20 protein-coding genes and 1 pseudogene are annotated in these 19,340 nt (G+C 31.2%); 19 read left to right on the top strand and 2 right to left on the bottom strand.

Annotated elements, in window-relative coordinates; all coding sequences use genetic code 11:
* Positions 1-15: 15 nt before the first annotated feature.
* Positions 16-543 (bottom strand): annotated as a pseudogene (locus ACZ5VL_RS01195) (methyl-accepting chemotaxis protein); the annotation flags it as partial.
* 1,693 nt (positions 544-2,236) lie between these two features.
* Between ACZ5VL_RS01195 and thiS the strand changes: the two are divergent.
* The 11 genes from thiS to rpsR all read left to right on the top strand — a co-directional run bounded on the left by thiS (position 2,237) and on the right by rpsR (position 10,747).
* A complete protein-coding gene (gene thiS / locus ACZ5VL_RS01190; protein WP_464199174.1) occupies positions 2,237-2,434 on the top strand; it encodes a sulfur carrier protein ThiS in 198 nt (65 codons plus the stop codon).
* Between the two features lie 7 nt (positions 2,435-2,441).
* Positions 2,442-3,095, top strand: coding sequence for a sulfur carrier protein ThiS adenylyltransferase ThiF (thiF, locus tag ACZ5VL_RS01185; protein WP_464199172.1), 654 nt, complete (start codon positions 2,442-2,444; stop codon positions 3,093-3,095).
* Entirely contained in the window at positions 3,092-3,853 is a 762-nt protein-coding gene (locus ACZ5VL_RS01180; RefSeq protein WP_464199171.1) for a thiazole synthase, read from the top strand. The genes thiF and ACZ5VL_RS01180 overlap by 4 nt, the downstream gene beginning before the upstream one ends.
* A 2-nt stretch (positions 3,854-3,855) precedes the next feature.
* Positions 3,856-5,019 (top strand): 2-iminoacetate synthase ThiH, encoded by a 1,164-nt coding sequence (gene thiH, locus ACZ5VL_RS01175; protein ID WP_464199170.1) that lies wholly within the window; start codon positions 3,856-3,858, stop codon positions 5,017-5,019.
* Entirely contained in the window at positions 5,016-5,564 is a 549-nt protein-coding gene (locus tag ACZ5VL_RS01170) for a thiamine phosphate synthase (protein WP_464199169.1), read from the top strand. Before thiH ends, ACZ5VL_RS01170 begins: the two co-directional genes overlap by 4 nt.
* Positions 5,565-5,635: 71 nt before the next feature.
* The gene (locus ACZ5VL_RS01165; RefSeq protein ID WP_464199168.1) at positions 5,636-6,448 is read left to right on the top strand and encodes an HDOD domain-containing protein; all 813 of its coding nucleotides are present in this window, start codon (positions 5,636-5,638) and stop codon (positions 6,446-6,448) included.
* A gap of 2 nt (positions 6,449-6,450) precedes the next feature.
* Entirely contained in the window at positions 6,451-8,373 is a 1,923-nt protein-coding gene (locus ACZ5VL_RS01160; RefSeq protein ID WP_464199166.1) for an RNB domain-containing ribonuclease, read from the top strand.
* Positions 8,366-9,358, top strand: coding sequence for a DNA polymerase III subunit delta (gene holA / locus ACZ5VL_RS01155; RefSeq protein ID WP_464199164.1), 993 nt, complete (start codon positions 8,366-8,368; stop codon positions 9,356-9,358). The genes ACZ5VL_RS01160 and holA overlap by 8 nt, the downstream gene beginning before the upstream one ends.
* A gap of 94 nt (positions 9,359-9,452) precedes the next feature.
* Positions 9,453-9,881, top strand: coding sequence for a 30S ribosomal protein S6 (gene rpsF / locus ACZ5VL_RS01150; protein ID WP_464199162.1), 429 nt, complete (start codon positions 9,453-9,455; stop codon positions 9,879-9,881).
* Between the two features lie 9 nt (positions 9,882-9,890).
* Positions 9,891-10,472, top strand: coding sequence for a single-stranded DNA-binding protein (locus ACZ5VL_RS01145; protein ID WP_464199161.1), 582 nt, complete (start codon positions 9,891-9,893; stop codon positions 10,470-10,472).
* 14 nt (positions 10,473-10,486) lie between these two features.
* Entirely contained in the window at positions 10,487-10,747 is a 261-nt protein-coding gene (gene rpsR, locus ACZ5VL_RS01140) for a 30S ribosomal protein S18 (protein WP_464199159.1), read from the top strand.
* A 10-nt stretch (positions 10,748-10,757) separates the two neighbouring features.
* On the opposite strand, the gene hemW is transcribed toward rpsR, so the two are convergent.
* The gene (gene hemW, locus ACZ5VL_RS01135) at positions 10,758-11,807 is read right to left on the bottom strand and encodes a radical SAM family heme chaperone HemW (protein WP_464199157.1); all 1,050 of its coding nucleotides are present in this window, start codon (positions 11,805-11,807) and stop codon (positions 10,758-10,760) included.
* A 94-nt stretch (positions 11,808-11,901) separates the two neighbouring features.
* Here hemW and ACZ5VL_RS01130 point away from each other — a divergent pair, with 94 nt between their 5' ends.
* Genes ACZ5VL_RS01130 through ACZ5VL_RS01095 form a run of 8 tightly spaced genes read left to right on the top strand, consistent with a single transcriptional unit; the run spans position 11,902 to position 19,329 of the window.
* Positions 11,902-12,372, top strand: coding sequence for an RNA pyrophosphohydrolase (locus tag ACZ5VL_RS01130; RefSeq protein ID WP_464200222.1), 471 nt, complete (start codon positions 11,902-11,904; stop codon positions 12,370-12,372).
* Positions 12,372-13,571, top strand: a complete 1,200-nt coding sequence (locus tag ACZ5VL_RS01125) for an aspartate kinase (RefSeq protein ID WP_464199156.1) — start codon at positions 12,372-12,374, stop codon at positions 13,569-13,571. The genes ACZ5VL_RS01130 and ACZ5VL_RS01125 overlap by 1 nt, the downstream gene beginning before the upstream one ends.
* 3 nt (positions 13,572-13,574) lie before the next feature.
* On the top strand, positions 13,575-14,123 hold the full coding sequence (locus ACZ5VL_RS01120) for a HobA family DNA replication regulator (protein WP_464199155.1): 549 nt from the start codon (positions 13,575-13,577) through the stop codon (positions 14,121-14,123).
* Positions 14,124-14,735 (top strand): DNA polymerase III subunit delta', encoded by a 612-nt coding sequence (locus tag ACZ5VL_RS01115; RefSeq protein WP_464199153.1) that lies wholly within the window; start codon positions 14,124-14,126, stop codon positions 14,733-14,735.
* A gap of 9 nt (positions 14,736-14,744) precedes the next feature.
* Entirely contained in the window at positions 14,745-15,881 is a 1,137-nt protein-coding gene (gene folP, locus ACZ5VL_RS01110) for a dihydropteroate synthase (protein ID WP_464199151.1), read from the top strand.
* Positions 15,882-15,886: 5 nt separating this feature from the next.
* Positions 15,887-17,830 (top strand): NAD-dependent DNA ligase LigA, encoded by a 1,944-nt coding sequence (gene ligA / locus ACZ5VL_RS01105; protein ID WP_464200220.1) that lies wholly within the window; start codon positions 15,887-15,889, stop codon positions 17,828-17,830.
* Positions 17,820-18,515 (top strand): 23S rRNA (cytidine-2'-O)-methyltransferase TlyA, encoded by a 696-nt coding sequence (tlyA, locus tag ACZ5VL_RS01100; protein WP_464199149.1) that lies wholly within the window; start codon positions 17,820-17,822, stop codon positions 18,513-18,515. The genes ligA and tlyA overlap by 11 nt, the downstream gene beginning before the upstream one ends.
* Complete coding sequence (locus ACZ5VL_RS01095; protein WP_464199147.1) at positions 18,481-19,329, top strand: bifunctional riboflavin kinase/FAD synthetase; 849 nt, start codon at positions 18,481-18,483, stop codon at positions 19,327-19,329. The genes tlyA and ACZ5VL_RS01095 overlap by 35 nt, the downstream gene beginning before the upstream one ends.
* Positions 19,330-19,340 lie beyond the last annotated feature (11 nt).

The following is a 19,340-nucleotide window of genomic DNA, read 5'->3' as shown; positions in this document are numbered from 1 at the left end:
TAGCCAAAATTAAAATCAAGTTCTAAACTCACTTAATTTGGCATTTAATTGATCTGTCATTTTATTTAGATGTTCTGCCGCACTTGCTATTTCTTCAACGCTTCTTGCATTTTCTGTCGAAATAGAGTTTATTTCCTCTATGCCTTTTTCTATATCATCTATACTTTTGCCAGTGCCTATATAATCATCAACAGTTGCATCTGAAAGTTTAATAGCATTTCCTATAACTTGACTCATATGCCTTATTGTTTGATCAACTTCTGTAGCTATATTAGTAAGATTGTTTATCTCTCTTGAATTGATATTCATTTGCTCACTTGAATCGCCAATTGATTGAACAATAATGTTTATAGTAGCATTTATCTCAACTAAACTTGATTGAGTTTTTTCAGCCAAATTTCTAACCTCATCAGCTACAACAGCAAATCCCCTACCATGTTCCCCAGCTCTTGCGGCCTCGATAGCAGCATTAAGTGCCAATAAATTTGTTTGATCTGCTATTTCGTTTATAACATCTAAAACTTGTTTTACTTGATCTGCTTCTTTTGCTAGTTGATTTATCTTATCAGCCATTGCGCTTTCAGTTTGTGCGCTATTTGATATTTTTGAGTTCAAATTTAACATAGCTTTATTTGCTTCATCAACATAAGCAATTGCTTCTTGGAGATTTTTCTTACCTATTTTAGCTTCTTCTATGGAACCTTTCATACCCGAGTTTATGCTCGTGCAATTTTGACTAACTTTAGAAACTATATTTGTTGAGTCCTCAACTCTTTTTCCTGTATGAAGGGAAGTTGAACTTAATTCATTTGCTACAGAAGAGTTTTCGTTTGATAAATTTTTAGCATCAGAAATTAATTTTCTTAAATTTTCTATAGCAAATTTCAATCTGCCTATCGCACTTATTTGATTAACATTATCTATTTTGTGGGTTAAATTTCCTGTAGCTAACTCGTTTATTGCATTGTTTAAATCATTTGGTGAGCAACCTAGTATTCCTTGAGTTATTTTTTGTCCACAAAATACAAGCGATCCTACTGAGACAATGACTAAAACTAAAACTATAACAAATAAAGTTTGGAAAAAATTTAATGTTGAATTTGCCTTATCAAACTCTGCTTTTGTTCTATTTTCCATTAAAACAAAAAAATCATCTAGTGGCTCCATTATTCTAGCTTTATATTCATGATATTTTTTACTATTTACTAATTCTATTGCCAAACTTTGGTTTGGAGTATCTTTTATAGTAAATTTTCCAGTAGAATCTTCAAATAACCCTTCTATAGCGTTCATTGCTTTTGTCTCTAGCGCAACCAAACCATTTGATCTAGCTCCAGATTCTTTAAGCTTTTCAAACTCGGCATCGGAAAATCCATTTTGTTTCATAAGTTCATCTAGCGATATTTTGGTTTGCGTATCTGGTCTAGGTTTGGCATTTCCTCCAGCAACAAAATCCCAATAAACCCTATAATAAGCTTCTGGTCTAGGAAGTTTACCATTTCTTATATCTAAAACAGCAAAGTACTGTTTTTTATAACTATTGTCTTTTGTAGCGACATATGTTCTAACAAGTCTTGTTAAATCATCTGAACTTTGTCTAAGTTCATCTGCTAATTTAAAAGAAATTATTTGTCTTTCGGCTGAGTTTTTTAAATCTGTTGATGCATTTAAAAGTTTATAAAAAATAAATCCCAAAGCCAAAACAAGAACCATAGAAAAAAGTAGCAAAAATTTCTGAAGTATTTTGTAAAATGTTAGCATGGTACAATCCTTTTTTATTTTGTGTAATTATAATATAATAAAAATAAAAAAGGATAAAAATATTTTAAAATATATAAAAAAAAGATTTTTTAATAAATATATCTTTTTCTTACAAATTTACAAGTTCTAAACTCGCTTAATTTAGCATTTAATTGATCTGTCGTTTTATTTAGATGTTCTGCCGCACTTGCTATTTCTTCAACGCTTCTTGCATTTTTTCTAGAAATAGAGTTTATTTCCTCTATGCCTTTTTTTATATCATCAATTAATTATTAAATGAAAATTTAATAATTATCATAATTTCATTAAAATTTATAAATAAATTTTTCATAAATAGAAATTGTGATAGAATATCAAAATTGCATCAGGGGAGCTAAAAGCTGAGATTTAAACCCTAAATACCTGTATACGGATAATGCCGGCGTAGGGAGAATGCTATGAGTTCTGATGATGCTTAAAATTTAAGGATATACAAATGCTTAGTATAAACGGAGTTTTAAGTAATGAATTTATTGGCTTTAGCGTTGCAAAAATGCTAGAACAAAAAAACTACGAAATAAAACATATTGCAGTTGAGTTAAACGGCGATATACTACCAAAGTCTAAATTTGAAAAAACTATCCTAAAAGATGGCGATAAACTTGAAATCGCAACTTTTGTAAGAGGTGGATAGAAAAGATATGAAGAAAAATTTAGAAGAACTTTTAAAAAATGAAGATAAATTTTTTGCTCAAATTTCAAAAAGAAATGCACCAAATTCTCTAAATTTACTTAAAAACGCGAGAGTTGGTATTGCCGGAGCTGGTGGAATCGGCTCAAATTTAGCGTTAAATTTAGCTAGAGTTGGCGTTGGTCATCTTCACATTATAGATTTTGATAGCGTAGAACTTGTAAATTTAAATAGACAAAATTTCTTTTTAAGCGATGTTGGAAGGCTAAAAGTAGAAGCGCTAAAAGAGCAAATTTTTGCTATAAATCCTTTTATAGATGTAACTTGTGAAAATTTAAAAATTACTCAAGATAACGCAAGTGAGATTTTTAAAAATGATGATATAGTTTGCGAAGCTTTTGATGATGAAAATGCAAAATCAATGCTTGCAAATGAGATTTTATCAAATTATGAAGATAAATTTGTAGTTGCAAGTTCGGGCATGGCAGGATACACAATAAGAGATGAATTTGGCGTGAAAGGCTTTGGAAAAAGGCTTTTTTTGTGTGGAGATTTTAGCAATGATGATATATTTGAGTTTGGCGTAATGTCGCCAAAAGTTTGCATGTGTGCAGCACTTTGTGCAAATGTAGTTATAAATTTGATACTAAAAGGTAAAATATGAAAGATGTTTTAAGACTTGGAAATAAAGAGTTTAGCTCAAGGTTTATATTAGGAAGTGGTAAATTTAGCCTAGATCTTGTAAAAAGCGCTATAAACGACGCAGGGGCACAAATTATAACATTAGCACTAAGAAGAGCAAATGAAGGAGGAGTGGCAAATATACTTGATTTTGTACCAAAAAATGTAACTATTTTACCCAATACAAGCGGAGCAAGAAATGCAGATGAAGCTGTTAGGATAGCTAGACTTTCTCGTGAAATTGGGTGTGGCGAGTTTATAAAGATAGAAGTTATCAGAGATAGCAAATATCTGCTTCCCGATAATTATGAGACCATAAAAGCTACAGAAAAACTAGCAAACGAAGGCTTTGTACCGCTTGCTTATATGTACCCTGATTTAAATGTGGCGCGTGATCTTATAAATGCAGGAGCTGGTGCTATAATGCCACTTGGTTCGCCAATTGGTTCAAATCGTGGGCTTTTAACAAAAGAGTTTATAGAGATTTTAATAGATGAGATTGATGCACCAATCATTGTTGATGCTGGCATTGGTAGTCCTGCTCAAGCTTGCGAAGTTATGCAAATGGGATCTGATGCTGTTATGATAAACACAGCAATTGCAACAGCTGGAGATATAAACGAGATGGCAAAAGCATTTAAACTTGCGGTTGAGGCTGGAAGAATGGCGTATCTCTCAGGGCTTGGCAGAGTTAGAAAAACAGCCGATGCTAGCTCACCACTAACTGGTTTTTTGGAGTAAATATGAGAAGTGATCATATGAAATATCTTGATAGAATGGAACAAATAAGCCATGAGATTATGGATAAAGTTTTAAAAGCAAGAGATGAATTTGAGTGTGAAAATACAAGCGTTGCTGATGTAAAAAATGTTTTGCAAAAAAACAAATTTAATAACAAAGATTTGCAAATTTTACTTAGTGCTTCGGCTCTTGAATGTCTTGAGGAGATGGCTCAAAAAGCCAGGATCATAACAAGGGCAAATTTTGGTAACTCCATACAGTTTTTTACGCCACTTTATGTCTCAAACTACTGCGATAATCACTGCGTTTATTGCGGTTTTGGATGTAATAACGACATAAAAAGACTTCATCTTGATGAAAAAGGTATAGAGGATGAACTAAAAAATATTGCTAAAAGCGGACTTAGCGAAATTTTACTTTTAACAGGAGAAAGCGAGAATTACTCAAGTGTTTCATATATCGCACAAACAGCAAAGCTTGCTAAGAAGTATTTTTCGACCGTTGGAGTTGAGGTTTATCCAATGAATAGTAAAGATTATAAAACTTTACATGAGAATGGCGTTGATTTTGTAACGATTTTTAATGAAACTTACAGCACAACAAAATATGAAAAAATCCATCTTGCGGGCAATAAAAGGGTATTTCCTTACCGTTTTAATTCACAAGAAAGAGCGCTTATGGGTGGTATGAGAGGTGTTGGTTTTGGTGCACTTTTAGGGCTTGATGATTATAAAAAAGATGCTTTTTCAACTGCGCTTCATGCGAGTTTGATACAAAAAAAATATCCGCATGCAAATATCGCCATCTCAGTTCCTCGCCTTCGCCCAACGGTGTCAAATCATCGTATAAATCCGCACGATGTAGATGAAAAAAGACTTCTTCAGATAATCTGTGCTTATAGACTTTTCTTACCTTACGCATCAATTACTATTTCAACTAGAGAAAATGCTAAATTTAGAAATGCAGCTATGCAAATAGCTACAAATAAAGTTTCAGCCGGAGTTAGCGTAGGTATTGGAACTCATAGCAATAATTCCAAAGAAAGCCAAAATACAGGCGATGAGCAGTTTGAGATTTCAGATGATAGAAGTGTAAAAGAAGTTTATGATGATGTTATAAGACTTGGCTTACAACCTGTATTTAAGGACTATGATTATATATCATGAGCTTAAAAATAGTTTTTGTCACAAATTCAGTATTAAGCCAAAAAAGCATAAGTGAGATTTTGCAAAATGACGTTATGGATAGAATTGACGCTATTTTGCTAAGAGAAAATGAAGTGTATTATGAAAAATATGCTGATGATATAATATCTCTTTGCAAAAGAAAAAAAGTGGAATTTATAGTGCATAATTTTATAAATTTTGCACTATCTAGAAATTTAAAAAACATTCATTTTAGCTTTGAAGCTTTTAAAAGTATAGATAAAAAATTACTAAAAAATTTTATAGATATAAATGTAAGTATTCACGATGAAGAGCAATTAAATTTTGCTACTAAAAATGGCGCTACAAGTCTTACTTTTGGAAATATTTTTGAAACAAATTCTCATCCAAATAAAAATGGGGTAGGTTTAATGTCGCTGCAGAATTTAATACAACTTACAAATTTGGATATTTATGCAATAGGTGGAATAAATTTTGAAAATATTAGTAAATTTAAAAATATGCAGATAAAGGGCGTTTGTATGATGAGAGAATTTATGTATTAAAATTACTTTGAATTTTATGTTATTTGTGATAGAATATGAGTAATTTTTATAGATAGATAGAGAAATGTTATATGAATGATACTATACACACTAAAATAAAAGCACTTCCGCCACTTAGCGATACTGTCGTTAAAATACAAAAAATTTGTAATGATCCAGAAAGTTCTATATCAGATCTTACTAAAGTTGTTGAGAGTGATCCTATGCTTACTGCAAACATCTTGCGTTCAGCAAACTCTCCGCTTTATGGTTTTAGTAGAGAGATAAACGATATAAACCGTGTGATTTCACTTTTTGGAATGGCTACTGTAAAAGGTTTTGCATTATCAAGCGCAATAAAAAAGAGTTTTAATATCAACTTAAGTCCTTACAATATGAGCGAGGATAAATTTCTTATCATATCTTCTATGCAAAATGCTCTTATGCTTGCGTGGTATAAAAAAGTTGATAACGGTATGATAGATATACTCTCTCCAGCTTCTTTTCTAATGGAAGTCGGTAAGATAGTTTTATCAAACGAACTTATAGAGCAAGGTCTTAGTGGTAAGTTTAAAGATGCCATAAAAGATTTAAAATCTGTCGATGAATTGGCTGAAGTTGAAAAAGAATTTTTTGATATAACAAATGAAGCTGTAACTGCTAGTATATTTGAACAATGGAATCTTGAAAAAGAGCTAGTAGATGTTATCTTTAGCTCAAATGATCCATCAAATGCGCCTGCATATATCAAAGATTATTGCGTTGCGGTTCAAATAGTAAAAAGTGCGGTAAATGTATTTTATCAGCTTGAAGATGAATATTTAGAAAAATATACAGCTCCTTTGCTGAAAAAAGCTAATTTAGATAAAGAGATATTTTTACAAGCTGTACAAAAAGTTAAATAATAGTGAAAAGCTTTTTAAAAAAATTACTTAGTGGGGTTAAAGAGAGTGAAGTTTCCTTGCCTCACAGAGAAATTTTAAGAAATTTAGAGAACTTAGGTGCTGTAACACTACACAAAAACAGATACTACCAAAATAATGTATTTGTCATAGGAAGACTTGATATCTCAAGCAATTCAACTGGCTATATAAACACTTATGATGAAAAGATAAAAAAAGATATTATTGTCGAAAGTAAAGATTTAAATGGTGCACATCTTGGTGATATAGTAGTTGCTAAGCTTATGAAGGGTAAAAAACTAAAAGCCAAGATTTCCATGATTTTAAAAGCAAAAATCAAGACAAGTGTTGTTTTTACAAAATCTTTTGGCGGAACGATACTTGGTGTAAATATTGCAACTATGCTCTCATCACAGCTTAAAGCATCTCAAAAATCCCTAAAAGAGCTACCATTTGGAACGCTTTTAAAAATAGATAATATTTCAAACGAAATTGTTGAAATTATGGGAAATATAAACGATCCTAGTTGCGACATGGATATTTCTCTTGCGCTTTATAATAAGCATAAAAATTTTCCAGAACTTTGCGAAACCCAAGCGCTTAGTTGGGGAAATAAAGTGGATAAAAGTTTTTACGCAGATAGAATTGATTTAACTCATCTTCCATTTTGTACAATAGATCCAGTAGATGCGAAAGATTACGATGATGCTATATATTTTGATAAAACTAATAATCAAATTTATATAGCAATTGCCGATGTAAGCTACTATGTAGAGCCTTATACTCCCATAGATAAAGAGGCAAAAGAGCGTGGTTTTTCTATATATTTTCCACATATTGCTATACCAATGCTTCCAAGAAGCTTGAGTGAAAATATCTGTTCACTTAAACCAAATGAAGATAGATTAGCATACTGTTTTAAAATAACCTTAGATGAAAATTTAAATACTACAAAAGAAGAACTTTTTGAAGCGGTTATAAACTCAAAAAGACGTTATAACTATGATGAAGTAGATAATATTTTGCAGTCTAAAGAAGCTAAGGAAGAAGATATTTTATCGTGGCTTCTACCACTTTTTGAAGTTACTAAAAAGTTAAAAGAAAATAGGCTAAAAAATGGATTTGACTTTAGAAGTAAAGATTTAAGAATGAGCTTAGATGAAAACTTAAATTTAAAATCAACTCGTTTTGAAAACGAAACGCCATCACATGCTCTTATAGAAGATTGTATGCTTCTTGCTAATAAAGCTGCTGCAAAAAGGATAAAAAAGGGAATTTTTAGAAATCATGGTGTTGCTGATATTAAGAAAATTCATCAGTTATTAGATGATTTAACTATTTTTGGTCTAAATTTCAGTTATGAAAGCGACCTTGTAAAACTCATTGCTAAAATTCAAGCCAAAAGTAGCGAAATGGGCATAAGAGAGGAGATAGATAAACTCATCATAAAAGCGCAAAAAAGGGCTGAGTACTCACCTGAGTGTTTTGGACACTTTGGTCTAGGATTTAAAGAATATTCGCATTTTACAAGTCCAATCAGAAGATATACAGATCTTATTTTACACAGACTTTTAAAAGCAAACGCAAGTAATGATATGAAAAAATTTAATTATCTGCTTTTGAATATAGAAGAAACTTGTTCGTCCTTAAATGAGCTTGAAAGAGAAGCTGATAAAGTTGCATTTGATTTTATGGATAGAAAATTTGCAAGATGGGCTAAAGATAGAATAGGTCAAGCCTTTAAATGCTATATTAGCTCAAATGACAAGATTTGTATTGCAAAACTAGACGATGAGATAAAAGGTGCTAGAATTTATATAAATAATTATAGTTGCGATTTACTCCAAAAAGTTATGGTTAAGATTGTAGAAGTTGATATACCTTCAGCAAAAATACTAGGCAAAATAGTTGAAAAATTAAATGTATAAAAAAGATTTTGAAAGCCTTTTAAACTCTCCTAAATTTCCAAACTACTTTCTTGTTTTTGGTAGTGATGAGTATCAAATAGATGAATATAGTAGTGAAATTTTAGAACTTTATGGAAAAGATGAAGCCTTACAGTTTTACTATGATGAGTATGATTTTGAAGTTGTAAAAGCAGCTTTTTTAGAGCCTAATTTATTTAGCTCAAAAAGCGTTTTGCATATAAAAAGAGATACCAAGATAGCAAAAAAAGAGCTTGAAACTTTCGTAGAAGCTTGTAAAAAAAACAGTGAATGTAAATTTCTTTTTGAATTTTATGAGAGTGATATGAAAAATGCTTTAGAAGCCACAAAGGTTTTTGGTTCAAATTTTGTTAGATTTTTTACTCCAAACAATCCAAATGAAGCTATATCTTTGCTTATAAAAAAAGCAGCAAAGCTAAATATTGATATTACAACGCCTGCACTTTATCAAATTTATAGTATTTACAATGAAAATTTATATCTTAGCGCAAATGAGCTAAATAAGCTCGTAACTTTAGATAAGAAAATAGATGAGCAAACAATAAGTGAGCTAGTTTTTGGTCTAAGTCCAGTTAGTTTTGAAGAAATTTTCAACAAATTAATAGATCTAAAAGATTTTAAAGATGACTTTTTTTTATGTTTTGATAGTGCAAATTTTAGTGAGATGGCATTTTTAAATTCCATTTATTCATCTTTGTTTAGGCTTTTTAAAATTCACTCCCATATAAAAAGTAGTGGAACTTTTGATATAAAATCGGCTATTGGATATACTCCCCCTCCAAATGTTGCAAAAGCTTTGCAAAACGGAGCATTAAAACTTAGTTTAAATGCATTTAAAGAGCTTTTTTTGCTATTAAATAGCATAGAGTTTGATCTAAAAACCGATTCTAATCTAGAAAAAAAATATTTCCTTCTTGCATCTCTTATCAAATTTCAAGAGATAATCTATTTAAACAGAAAAAATTAAGTAAATTTAGTGTAAAATAATAGCTTGTCAGTTTAGACAAAAATCCCTTGCCCACAACAAAAAGTTGTGAGCTATAAATCCATAAGGAGAAAAAATGAGACATTATGAGGTTTTGTTCATCTTAAAGCCTACGCTTACAGAAGATGAAGCAAAAACAAAACTTGACTTCGTAAAAGAAGTTATAACAAAAAATGGTGGCGAAATCGCTTCAGTAGTTGAAATGGGAACAAGAAAGCTTGCTTATACCATTAAAAAGTATGATCGTGGAAATTATTTTGTGATTTACTTTACAGCACCAGCTGATCTTATAGCTGAACTTGTAAGAAATCTTCGTATCACTGAAGAAATCATAAGATTTTTAACTGTTAAATACGAAAACAAACTAGAGGTTTCTGCTTGGGAAAAACTAAGTAAAGGTATCAAATTTAGCGAAATTGCTAAAAAAGAAAGACCACAAAAAGAACCAAGAACTCCAAGAGAACCAAAAGAAAACCAAGATAAAGAGTTTGAAGAAGAAAATTAAGGATAATATATGTTTAACAAAGTAGTTTTAGTTGGTAATTTAACTAGAGATATTGAACTTCGTTATTCGACAAGTGGTTCAGCAATAGGAAATAGTGCTATTGCTGTAACTAGGAAATACAGCACTCAAAGCGGAGAAAAAAGAGAAGAGACATGCTTTATAGATATATCTTTCTTTGGAAGAACTGCAGAAATTGCTAATCAATATCTATCTAAAGGCTCTAAATTACTTGTTGAAGGTAGACTTAAACTTGATCAGTGGACTGATAACAACGGTGGGAATAGAAGTAAACATAGCATTGTCGTAGAAAATATGGAAATGCTAAGTACTGGCAATAATAGCAATCAAGGTGGCGGATACTCTCAAAGTTATGGTAACCAAAATGCACAACAAAATGCTGGTTATTCGCAAAATTACAATAATCAAAATAGGCAAAACCAAAATAGCTATTCGCAAGGATTTTCACAAACAAATACAAAGGCTCAATCTAAACCTAAAAATGATTATTATGATGATTTTGAAGAAAAGATCCAAGAAATCGATGTCGATTCTGATAAATTTGACAACGTTGATGATGAAATACCATTTTAATTAAGGAAAATACAGTGGCAGAAAAAAGAAAATATTCTAAAAAATATTGCAAATATACAGAAGCAAAAATTGAGTTTATCGATTATAAAGATACAACATTATTAAAATATTGCCTTTCAGAGCGTTTTAAAATCATGCCAAGACGCCTAACAGGTACATCTAAAAGATATCAAGAGATGGTTGAAAAAGCTATAAAAAGAGCTAGACAAGCAGCCATCATACCTTACATAATTGATAGAGATGATGTAGTTACAAACCCTTTTGAAGGTCTATAAATTTAGTAGATTAGCTCTTTATATAAAGAGCTATCTCATCTGATAAAAGATAGTTTTTATTATAAAAAATTTCGTTTTTAAGCTCTAACTTTCCATTTTGAACTAGCAAAGTAGCTCTGTTTAGCTCATCTTCGTTTAGTGTGTTTTTACTCACACCAATTATACTTCTTAAACCCAAAAATATCTTTTCAAATTTGATATCATCGTCTGATAAGTTTTCTACTGTTTTATTTGTAGGATTTTTTATATATTCATTTATGCTTTTTTGCCCAAAATATCTTTTTTTATCTATATATCCGACGCTTAAAGCACCAAGCCCCAAATAATCCTTTAGCATCCAATATCCAAAATTATGTTTGCAAACTAAGCCAAAATTTGATATCTCATACTGTTTAAAACCTAATTTTTCTATGCCATCTATCAAAAATTTAGCTAAATATTCATCATCTTTTGCATATTCGTTTTTTTTATAAAAAGGCGTATTTTCTTCTAATGTAAGCGAGTAGGCACTAATATGAGTGATATCAAGTTTTTTTAAATTTTCAAGTTCTATTTGTAAGGATTTTTTGCTATCTTCTTTACTTCCATACATTAAATCTACATTTATGTTGTTAAATCCAGCTATCCTAGCATTGTCTACTGCCGCAAAAACGTCGCTGGCATTGTGAATACGTCCTAGGAATTTTAACTTTTCTTCTATGAAACTTTGCGCGCCAAAGCTAACTCTATTTACACCGTAACTTTTTATCTCTTTTAACCAAGGAAGTGTGGCTGAGTTTGGATTTGCTTCAACTGTAATTTCGGCATCTTTTTGTATATATGGAGTAAATATTTCAAAAAGTTTTTTGTAGTATTTGGCATTTACAATACTTGGTGTACCACCTCCTATGAATATAGTTTCTATAGATATGTTAGGTAAATTTGAAATGTGATATTTTAGCTCTAAAATTAAAGTATCAAAATAAGAAGATATTATTTTTTCATCATAATGAATGCTTGAACCAAAGGCGCAATACGGACACTTTTTTTTACAAAAAGGAATATGTATGTAAAGTAACAAATTTTTTCCAAAAGTTTATTTTTATTATACCTAAATAACTAAAATTTAATGTATTTTTCGGTAGAATTTATATAAAATTTATATAAAGAGTCGAATTATGGCAGAAAAAAAATACAGACCAAATGTTGCTGCAGTGATTCTTTCTCCATCTTATCCTTTTAAGTGTGATGTTTTCATTGCAAAACGCAATGATATGGAAAATATATGGCAGTTTCCACAAGGCGGCATTGATGATGGCGAAAGTCCTAAAGCTGCTCTTTTTAGAGAATTAAAAGAAGAAATTGGCACCAATAATGTAGAGGTTATTGGTGAATACCCACAGTGGATAAGTTATGATTTTCCAGGACATGTGTCTGCAAAGATGTATCCATTTGATGGACAAACTCAAAAATACTTTTTAGTTCGTTTAAGAACTGCTGATGGTATAAATACAGATACGAAACATCCTGAGTTTGTAGAATATAAATTTGTACCAGCATCTAAGCTTTTTGATTATGTAAAACATTTTAAAAAACCAATTTACAGTAAAGTTATACAGTATTTTAAAAAGGAAGGATTCATTTAATGTTAATTGTTCAAAAATACGGCGGAACTAGCGTAGGTACGCTTGAACGCATAGATGAAGTTGCAAAAAGAGTTATAAAATACAAAGATGAAGGACACTCTTTAATAGTAGTTGTTTCTGCCATGAGTGGTGTTACTAATAAGCTTATTGAATACGCTGATTTTTTTACCAAAAGGCCACAACCTAGAGAAATGGATCAGCTTTTAAGTGCAGGAGAGAGAGTTACTAGTGCACTTTTAAGCATTGCTCTTGCATCAAAGGGATATGAAGCTATAACGCTTAGTGGAAGACAGGCTGGAATTTTAACAGATAGTGCTCACACAAAAGCTAGAATAGATTTCATAGATACGACTAGAATGAAAGAAGAGCTTAAAAGTGGTAAGATAATAGTCGTCGCAGGCTTTCAAGGCATTGATAAAAATGGAGATGTTACAACGCTTGGCCGTGGTGGAAGCGATCTTAGTGCCGTTGCCATAGCTGGGGCAATGGATGCTGGTTTGTGTGAAATTTATACAGATGTTGACGGTGTTTACACTACTGATCCAAGAATTGAGCCAAAAGCTAAAAAACTTGATAAAATAAGTTATGATGAGATGTTGGAACTTGCTAGTTTGGGCGCTAAGGTTTTACAAAATAGATCTGTGGAGCTTGCAAAAAAATTAAATGTAAATTTGGTTACTAGAAACAGTTTTAATGAAAATGAAGGAACACTTATAATAGGAGAAAAAAGCATGGAAGAGGTATTGGTTAGCGGTATAGCATTAGATAAAAATCAAGCAAGAGTAAATATAAGGGGAGTAATTGATAAACCTGGTATTGCAGCTGAGATTTTTTCTGCTCTTGCAAAAAGAGATATAAACGTTGATATGATAATTCAAAATGTTGGCGTTGATGGCACTGCAAATATCGGCTTTACTGTTCCTCAAAATGAGCTTGACATAGCAAAAGAAACTATGAATCAAGCAGCCCCTAATAGCAAAATAGAAAGTGATAGTGAGATAGTAAAAGTTTCTATAGTTGGTGTTGGTATGAAAAGCCATAGTGGTGTTGCAGCACTTGCTTTTAGTATACTTGCAAAAGAAGGTATTAATATCCAAATGATATCTACAAGTGAGATAAAAGTTTCTATGATAGTTCATGAAAAATATGGAGAGCTTGCTGTCAGAGCTTTGCATGCAGCATATAAGCTGGATAAATAGTATATGATGGACTTTTTTAAATGGACACTGCAAGCCATAAGAGCTGATGGTTCTATGAGCTGGATGGAAGAAAGAAGAGAGGAGTGGTCCCCACTTCTTGCTTCTAGACTCAAATTTTTATTAGATGGACGAGTTTTTTTGATGATTTGCGATGAGCAAAGAGAATGGTTTTTAGAGTATTTTTTAGCAAATATCAACAAAAGACAAACAAATTCATCTCCTAGACCTTTGCTACCTTTTTTTTCTTTAAAGGCGATATATCCAAATTTAGATGAGATTAGTTCTAAAGATGATATTGCATTGCTTGATGATTTGCTGGAATTAACTTTTCCAAATGGATTTATATATTTTTATATTGGTAATAGTGTAAACAAAAGAGCACAAGTTGCTAAAGGTAGAGATGATAGCTATATGTGGTTGCTAGATGAGCAGTCTCAAAATGGATTTTCTCTAAACTCAAAAGATGAAAATGTAGATAGTAAGTTTTTATCATTATATAATCTTTTTGATAAAAGTGTAGAGGCTGCAGTTACTGCTAAGGTAAGTTTTTAGATGCAAAATAAGATTATTGTCAGCAGCGATTTTGATAGTGTAAAAAATGAAATTCTCTCAAGCTATGACAATAACTATATAAGGCTTTTTGAACTCGATGAACTTTTAGTTGAAGATGCAAAAGATATTATAAAAGAGTGCTATATAGCAGAGGTTAAAGAAAAACTTATCGTTATAATGGCAAAAAATTATAGAGTTGAAGCACAAAATGCTCTTTTAAAAGTTTTAGAAGAGCCACCTAGAAATATCTTTTTTTCAATAGTTGTTACATCTAAAAGCGTTCTTTTGCCAACAGTGAGATCTCGTCTTGTTATACAAAATAGGCTTAAAGCAGTCCAAAGAAGTAAAACTGGACTAAATTTAAAAAAACTTGAACTAAAAGAAATAACAGAATTTATAGATGAAAAATCGGCTCTTGAAAGATCGGATAAGCTCAATAAAAACGAGCTTTTGAAGCTTATAGATGATATTATTTATGAAGCTTTTGTTTGTGGGATTAAATTTTCAAGTAGTGAGCTTGAATATTTTTGCAAACTTTCTACTTTAATTACGCTAAATGCGAAACCGCACACAGTTTTAACACCGCTTTTACTTACGATATATCAAAAATAAAGGATATATGTGAAAATTTATAAGATAAACAACGACACAAGCTTTGAAGAAATTTGTAAAACTATAGAGCCTTATAAAATAGGCCTTGAGTTAATGAAAAAGAAAGCAAATTTGAACTTTTTTTTTATTAAAGATATTAAAGCTCCTGCTGCAAATATACTAAAACAAGATGCGCTTAGTATAGGTGCTGAGCTTGTTTGTAATCATCAAACTATACTTGGAAGTGGACTTAGCAGTGCCTTGCTTATAGGAAATGATAAACAGATAGAAAAATTGATAAAAAAAGAGCTTATACAAGATTTTGAGCTTAAAAAACTATCATCGTTTTTGAAAAATAAATTTATAAAACCAACTAAACCTGATATCATGGGTGTTGTAAATATAAACAAAGATAGTTTTAACGAAGCTAGTAGGGTAAATGAGCAAACGGCTATTGCTAGAATAGAAAAATTTATAAATGAAGGCGCTACTTATATTGATCTAGGAGGGGTTAGTTCAAGACCTGGAAGTGAGTATTGTGGCTCCAAAGAAGAGTTTTTGAGGATAGAAAAAACTATAAAAGAGATTTATAGACTAAATTTACACAAAAAAGCTAAATTTAGCTTAGATAGTTTTGATCCTTATTGTCTAGAGTTTTGCCTAGATCACGGCTTTTCAATGATAAATGATATCACAGGCGATACAAGTTTATGTAAACTTGCTACGAAGTATGATGCACAGTATTGCCTAATGCATATGCAAGGAAATCCTAAAAATATGCAAGAAAATCCTAAATATGATGATTTAATGGGCGAAATGGATGAATTTTTTGAAAGAAAGATAGGGGAGTGTTTAAATTACGGTGCTAAAAATCTTGTTTTGGATGTTGGAATTGGCTTTGGAAAAAGTGCGCATGACAATATGATTTTAATCAAACATTTAGAACACTTTTTACACTTTGGATATCCGCTTTTTGTGGGTGCAAGTAGAAAAAGTGTTATAAATCATTACACAAAAAGCGAGATTAAAGATAGGCTTCCTGGAAGCTTATATCTACACCTAAAAGCATTTGAAAATGGTGCAACTATCATAAGAACACACGATGTTGCTGAACATGTGCAACTTTTTAAGATGCATGAAGCTATGAATAAAATATCTACATGGTAAATGAAATGGATCAAAATCAGTATAAAAATGCAGTTGAAAAGCTAAATTTATGGGCTAAAGCTTATTATACACTAGATAATCCTTTAGCAACCGATGAAGAGTATGATAAGCTTTATCATGAAGTGCTTGCGTATGAAAACGAGCATAAAGATGAAATTTTAGCGTATTCTCCCACTAGGAGAGTGGGCGCAATGATAAGCGAGAAGTTTGAAAAATCAGCACACATTGCCCAGATGTGGTCAATGGAAGATATATTTAATCAAGATGAACTAATATCTTGGATAAATAGAGGCGCTAAAAATGGGCTTAAGTTTTATGTTGAGCCTAAATTTGATGGTGCTAGTTTAAATTTGCTTTATGAAGATGGCATTTTGGTTAAAGCTACTACAAGAGGTGATGGTGTAGTTGGTGAAAATGTAACCCAAAATGCAAAAGCCATAAATTCTATTCCTCTAAAGATTGATTATAAAGATAGTATAGAAATACGCGGTGAAGTTGTCATAAAAAAGAGGGATTTTGATCTTATAAATGATGAAAGAGCAAAAAATGCACAGCCTCTGCTTTCAAACCCAAGAAACGCAGCCGCAGGCAGTTTAAGACAGCTTGATAGTGCTGTAACCGCAAGCAGGAAGCTTCTATTTTTGCCTTGGGATGTGGGAGATAACTCTTTGGAGTTTAAAAAACATAGTGAAGTTATGGCTTTTATTCGCTCCTTAGGTTTTGTTCAAGATGAGTTTTTTAAGGTGTGTAAAAATGCTGATGATATAACAGATTCTTATAACTTTTTAATTTCAAAAAGAAATGAAAAACCCGTGATGATGGATGGTATGGTTATAAGGGTTGATGATTTAGAAAAGTGTGAAGAGCTTGGATTTACTGTTAAATTTCCTAAATTTATGGTTGCTTATAAATTTCCAGCCATTGAAAAAGTTACAAAACTTTTAGATGTGGCACTTCAGGTTGGAAGAAGTGGTGTTGTGACGCCTGTTGGGGTACTTGAAACTGTAAATATTGATGGTGCAAATATAAAATCCGCAACGCTTCATAACTTTGATGAGATTGCTCGTTTGGGTCTTATGAAAAATGATTTTGTAAATGTTATACGAAGTGGTGATGTGATACCAAAAATTACAAATGTATTCAAAGATAGAAGAGATGGTACTCAAAGCGAGATTATAAGACCTAGGATTTGCCCGGTTTGCTCTTCAAAGCTGCTTGATGAGGGGATATTTATAAAGTGCCAAAATATAGACTGTAAAGCAAGAATTATAGGCTCTATTATCTACTTTGCATCTAAAACTTGCATGGATATAGATGGACTTGGAGATGCTATCGTAGAACTTCTAGTAAATAGTGGAAAAATCAGCTCTATTTCGGATATTTACACACTTAAAGATGAGGATTTTAGAGATTTAGAAGGTTTTAAAGATAAAAAGATATCAAACCTTTTAAATGCTATAGAAGATAGCAAAACAAGAGAACTTGAGCGGTTTATAACTTCACTTGGGATAGAACACATCGGGATTGTTGCTGCAAAAAAAATAGCTCTAAAGTATCCAGATGTCTGGTTAAACTTAAGTTATGATGATTTGCTTAGCTTGGAAGGTTTTGGTGAAATAATGGCAAAAAGTTATATCCAATTTATATCTGTAAATAGACACAAGATAGAAAATTTGCTTAAATTTATACACCCAAGCATAAAACAACAAAACACAATAAATAACGAATTTAGTGGTAAAACCATTGTTATAACAGGAACTCTAAGTAGACCCAGAGATGAGTTTAAAGCTGAGCTTGAAGGCTTTGGTGCAAAAGTTACTGGTTCGGTTTCAAAAAAAACAGATTTTGTTTTATATGGCGCTGAGGCTGGAAGCAAATATGATAAAGCCCTAGAACTTGGAGTAAAAACTATAAATGAAGATGAATATAGGAAACTTTGTGAGATTTGATAAATTTGTTTCAAGTAGCCTAAATATAAGTAGAAATAAGGCTTCAAATTTGATAAAAGAGGGCAAAGTTTTTTTAGATGGAAGAATTTTGGATGAAGTGAGTGCTGAGATAAGTAGTGGTGACATAACTCTTGGCGAAACTGTGCATGTTTCAAGAGGTGCATTAAAATTAAAACCTTTTTTAGACAAGTTAAATTTAAATTTACAAGATTTAAATGCGCTTGATGTAGGAAGTTCAACCGGTGGCTTTGTAGAGGTTTTGTTGTATAGTGGTGTAAAAAGTGTAACTGCTCTTGATATCGGCACAATGCAACTTGATGGTAGTTTAAGATATGATAAAAGAGTTATTGTTAGAGAAAACACAGACATTAGAGATTTTAAAAGCGAGAATAAATTCGATATTATAACTTGTGATGTCTCTTTTATATCGCTTAAAAATATCATGCAAAGTCTTAAATATCTTTCAAATGGCATCATTATAGTGCTTTTTAAACCACAGTTTGAAGTAGGTTTGCACACAAAACGTAATAAAAAAGGCGTAGTTACTGATGAAAAGGCTATAATTATCGCAAAGGCTAATTTTGAGTCGTTTTGTTTAAATTTAGGGCTAAAACTCATTTTAACAAAAGAGTGTGAAATAACTGGTAAAAATGGAAACAAAGAGTATTTTTATGCATTTAAATAAATTTGACATTGATTCGGTTGCTATTGGTAATTTTGATGGAATTCATAAAGGGCACCAAGAACTCTTAAAAAATCTTACTAAAAATGGCGCTTTGGTTGTTATAGAGATAAATGAAACTAATTTAACTCCTGGTTCAAAAAGAGAGCAATATTCTCACTTCCCATGTTTTTATTATGATTTTTATTTGATTAAAGATATGAGCGGAGATGAGTTTGTAAAAATGCTTTGTAAAGATTTTGTAAATTTAAAAAAGATAGTTGTTGGATATGATTTTAAATTTGCCAAAGATAGAGTTTGTAGCGGATTAGATTTAAAAAAACTTTTTGATGGAGAAGTTATTATAGTTGATGAGTTTAAGCTAAATAATGTTGGCGTACATAGTTCGGATATAAAAAAACTTTTAAAAGATGGCTGTATTTTTGAAGCAAATAACTTTTTAGGAAGACAATACTCGATTGAAGGAAACATTGTGCAAGGTCAAGGTATTGGAAAAAAGGAACTTTACGCTACTTTAAATTTAAATGCTTTTGGATATTTTTTACCAAAAGATGGAGTTTATGCAACCAAAACAAAAGTATTAAACAAAATTTATAACTCTGTAACATTTATAGGAAATAGATTGACTAGCGATGGAAATTTTGCTATAGAAACTCATATATTAGATGATTTTATAAAACAAAAAATAGAAACAGCCGAGATATTTTTTGTTAAATATTTAAGAGAAAATCTCAAATTTAACTCTTATGAAGAGTTAAAAAATCAAATTTCAAAAGATATACAAACAACTAAAATATTACTTGCAAATTTAAATTAATATAGGTAAAA

The sequence above is a fragment of the Campylobacter sp. GTC17093 genome (assembly GCF_055397635.1).
Note: the sequence above shows the minus strand (reverse complement) of the source record. Positions and strands in the feature narration are given on the sequence as shown.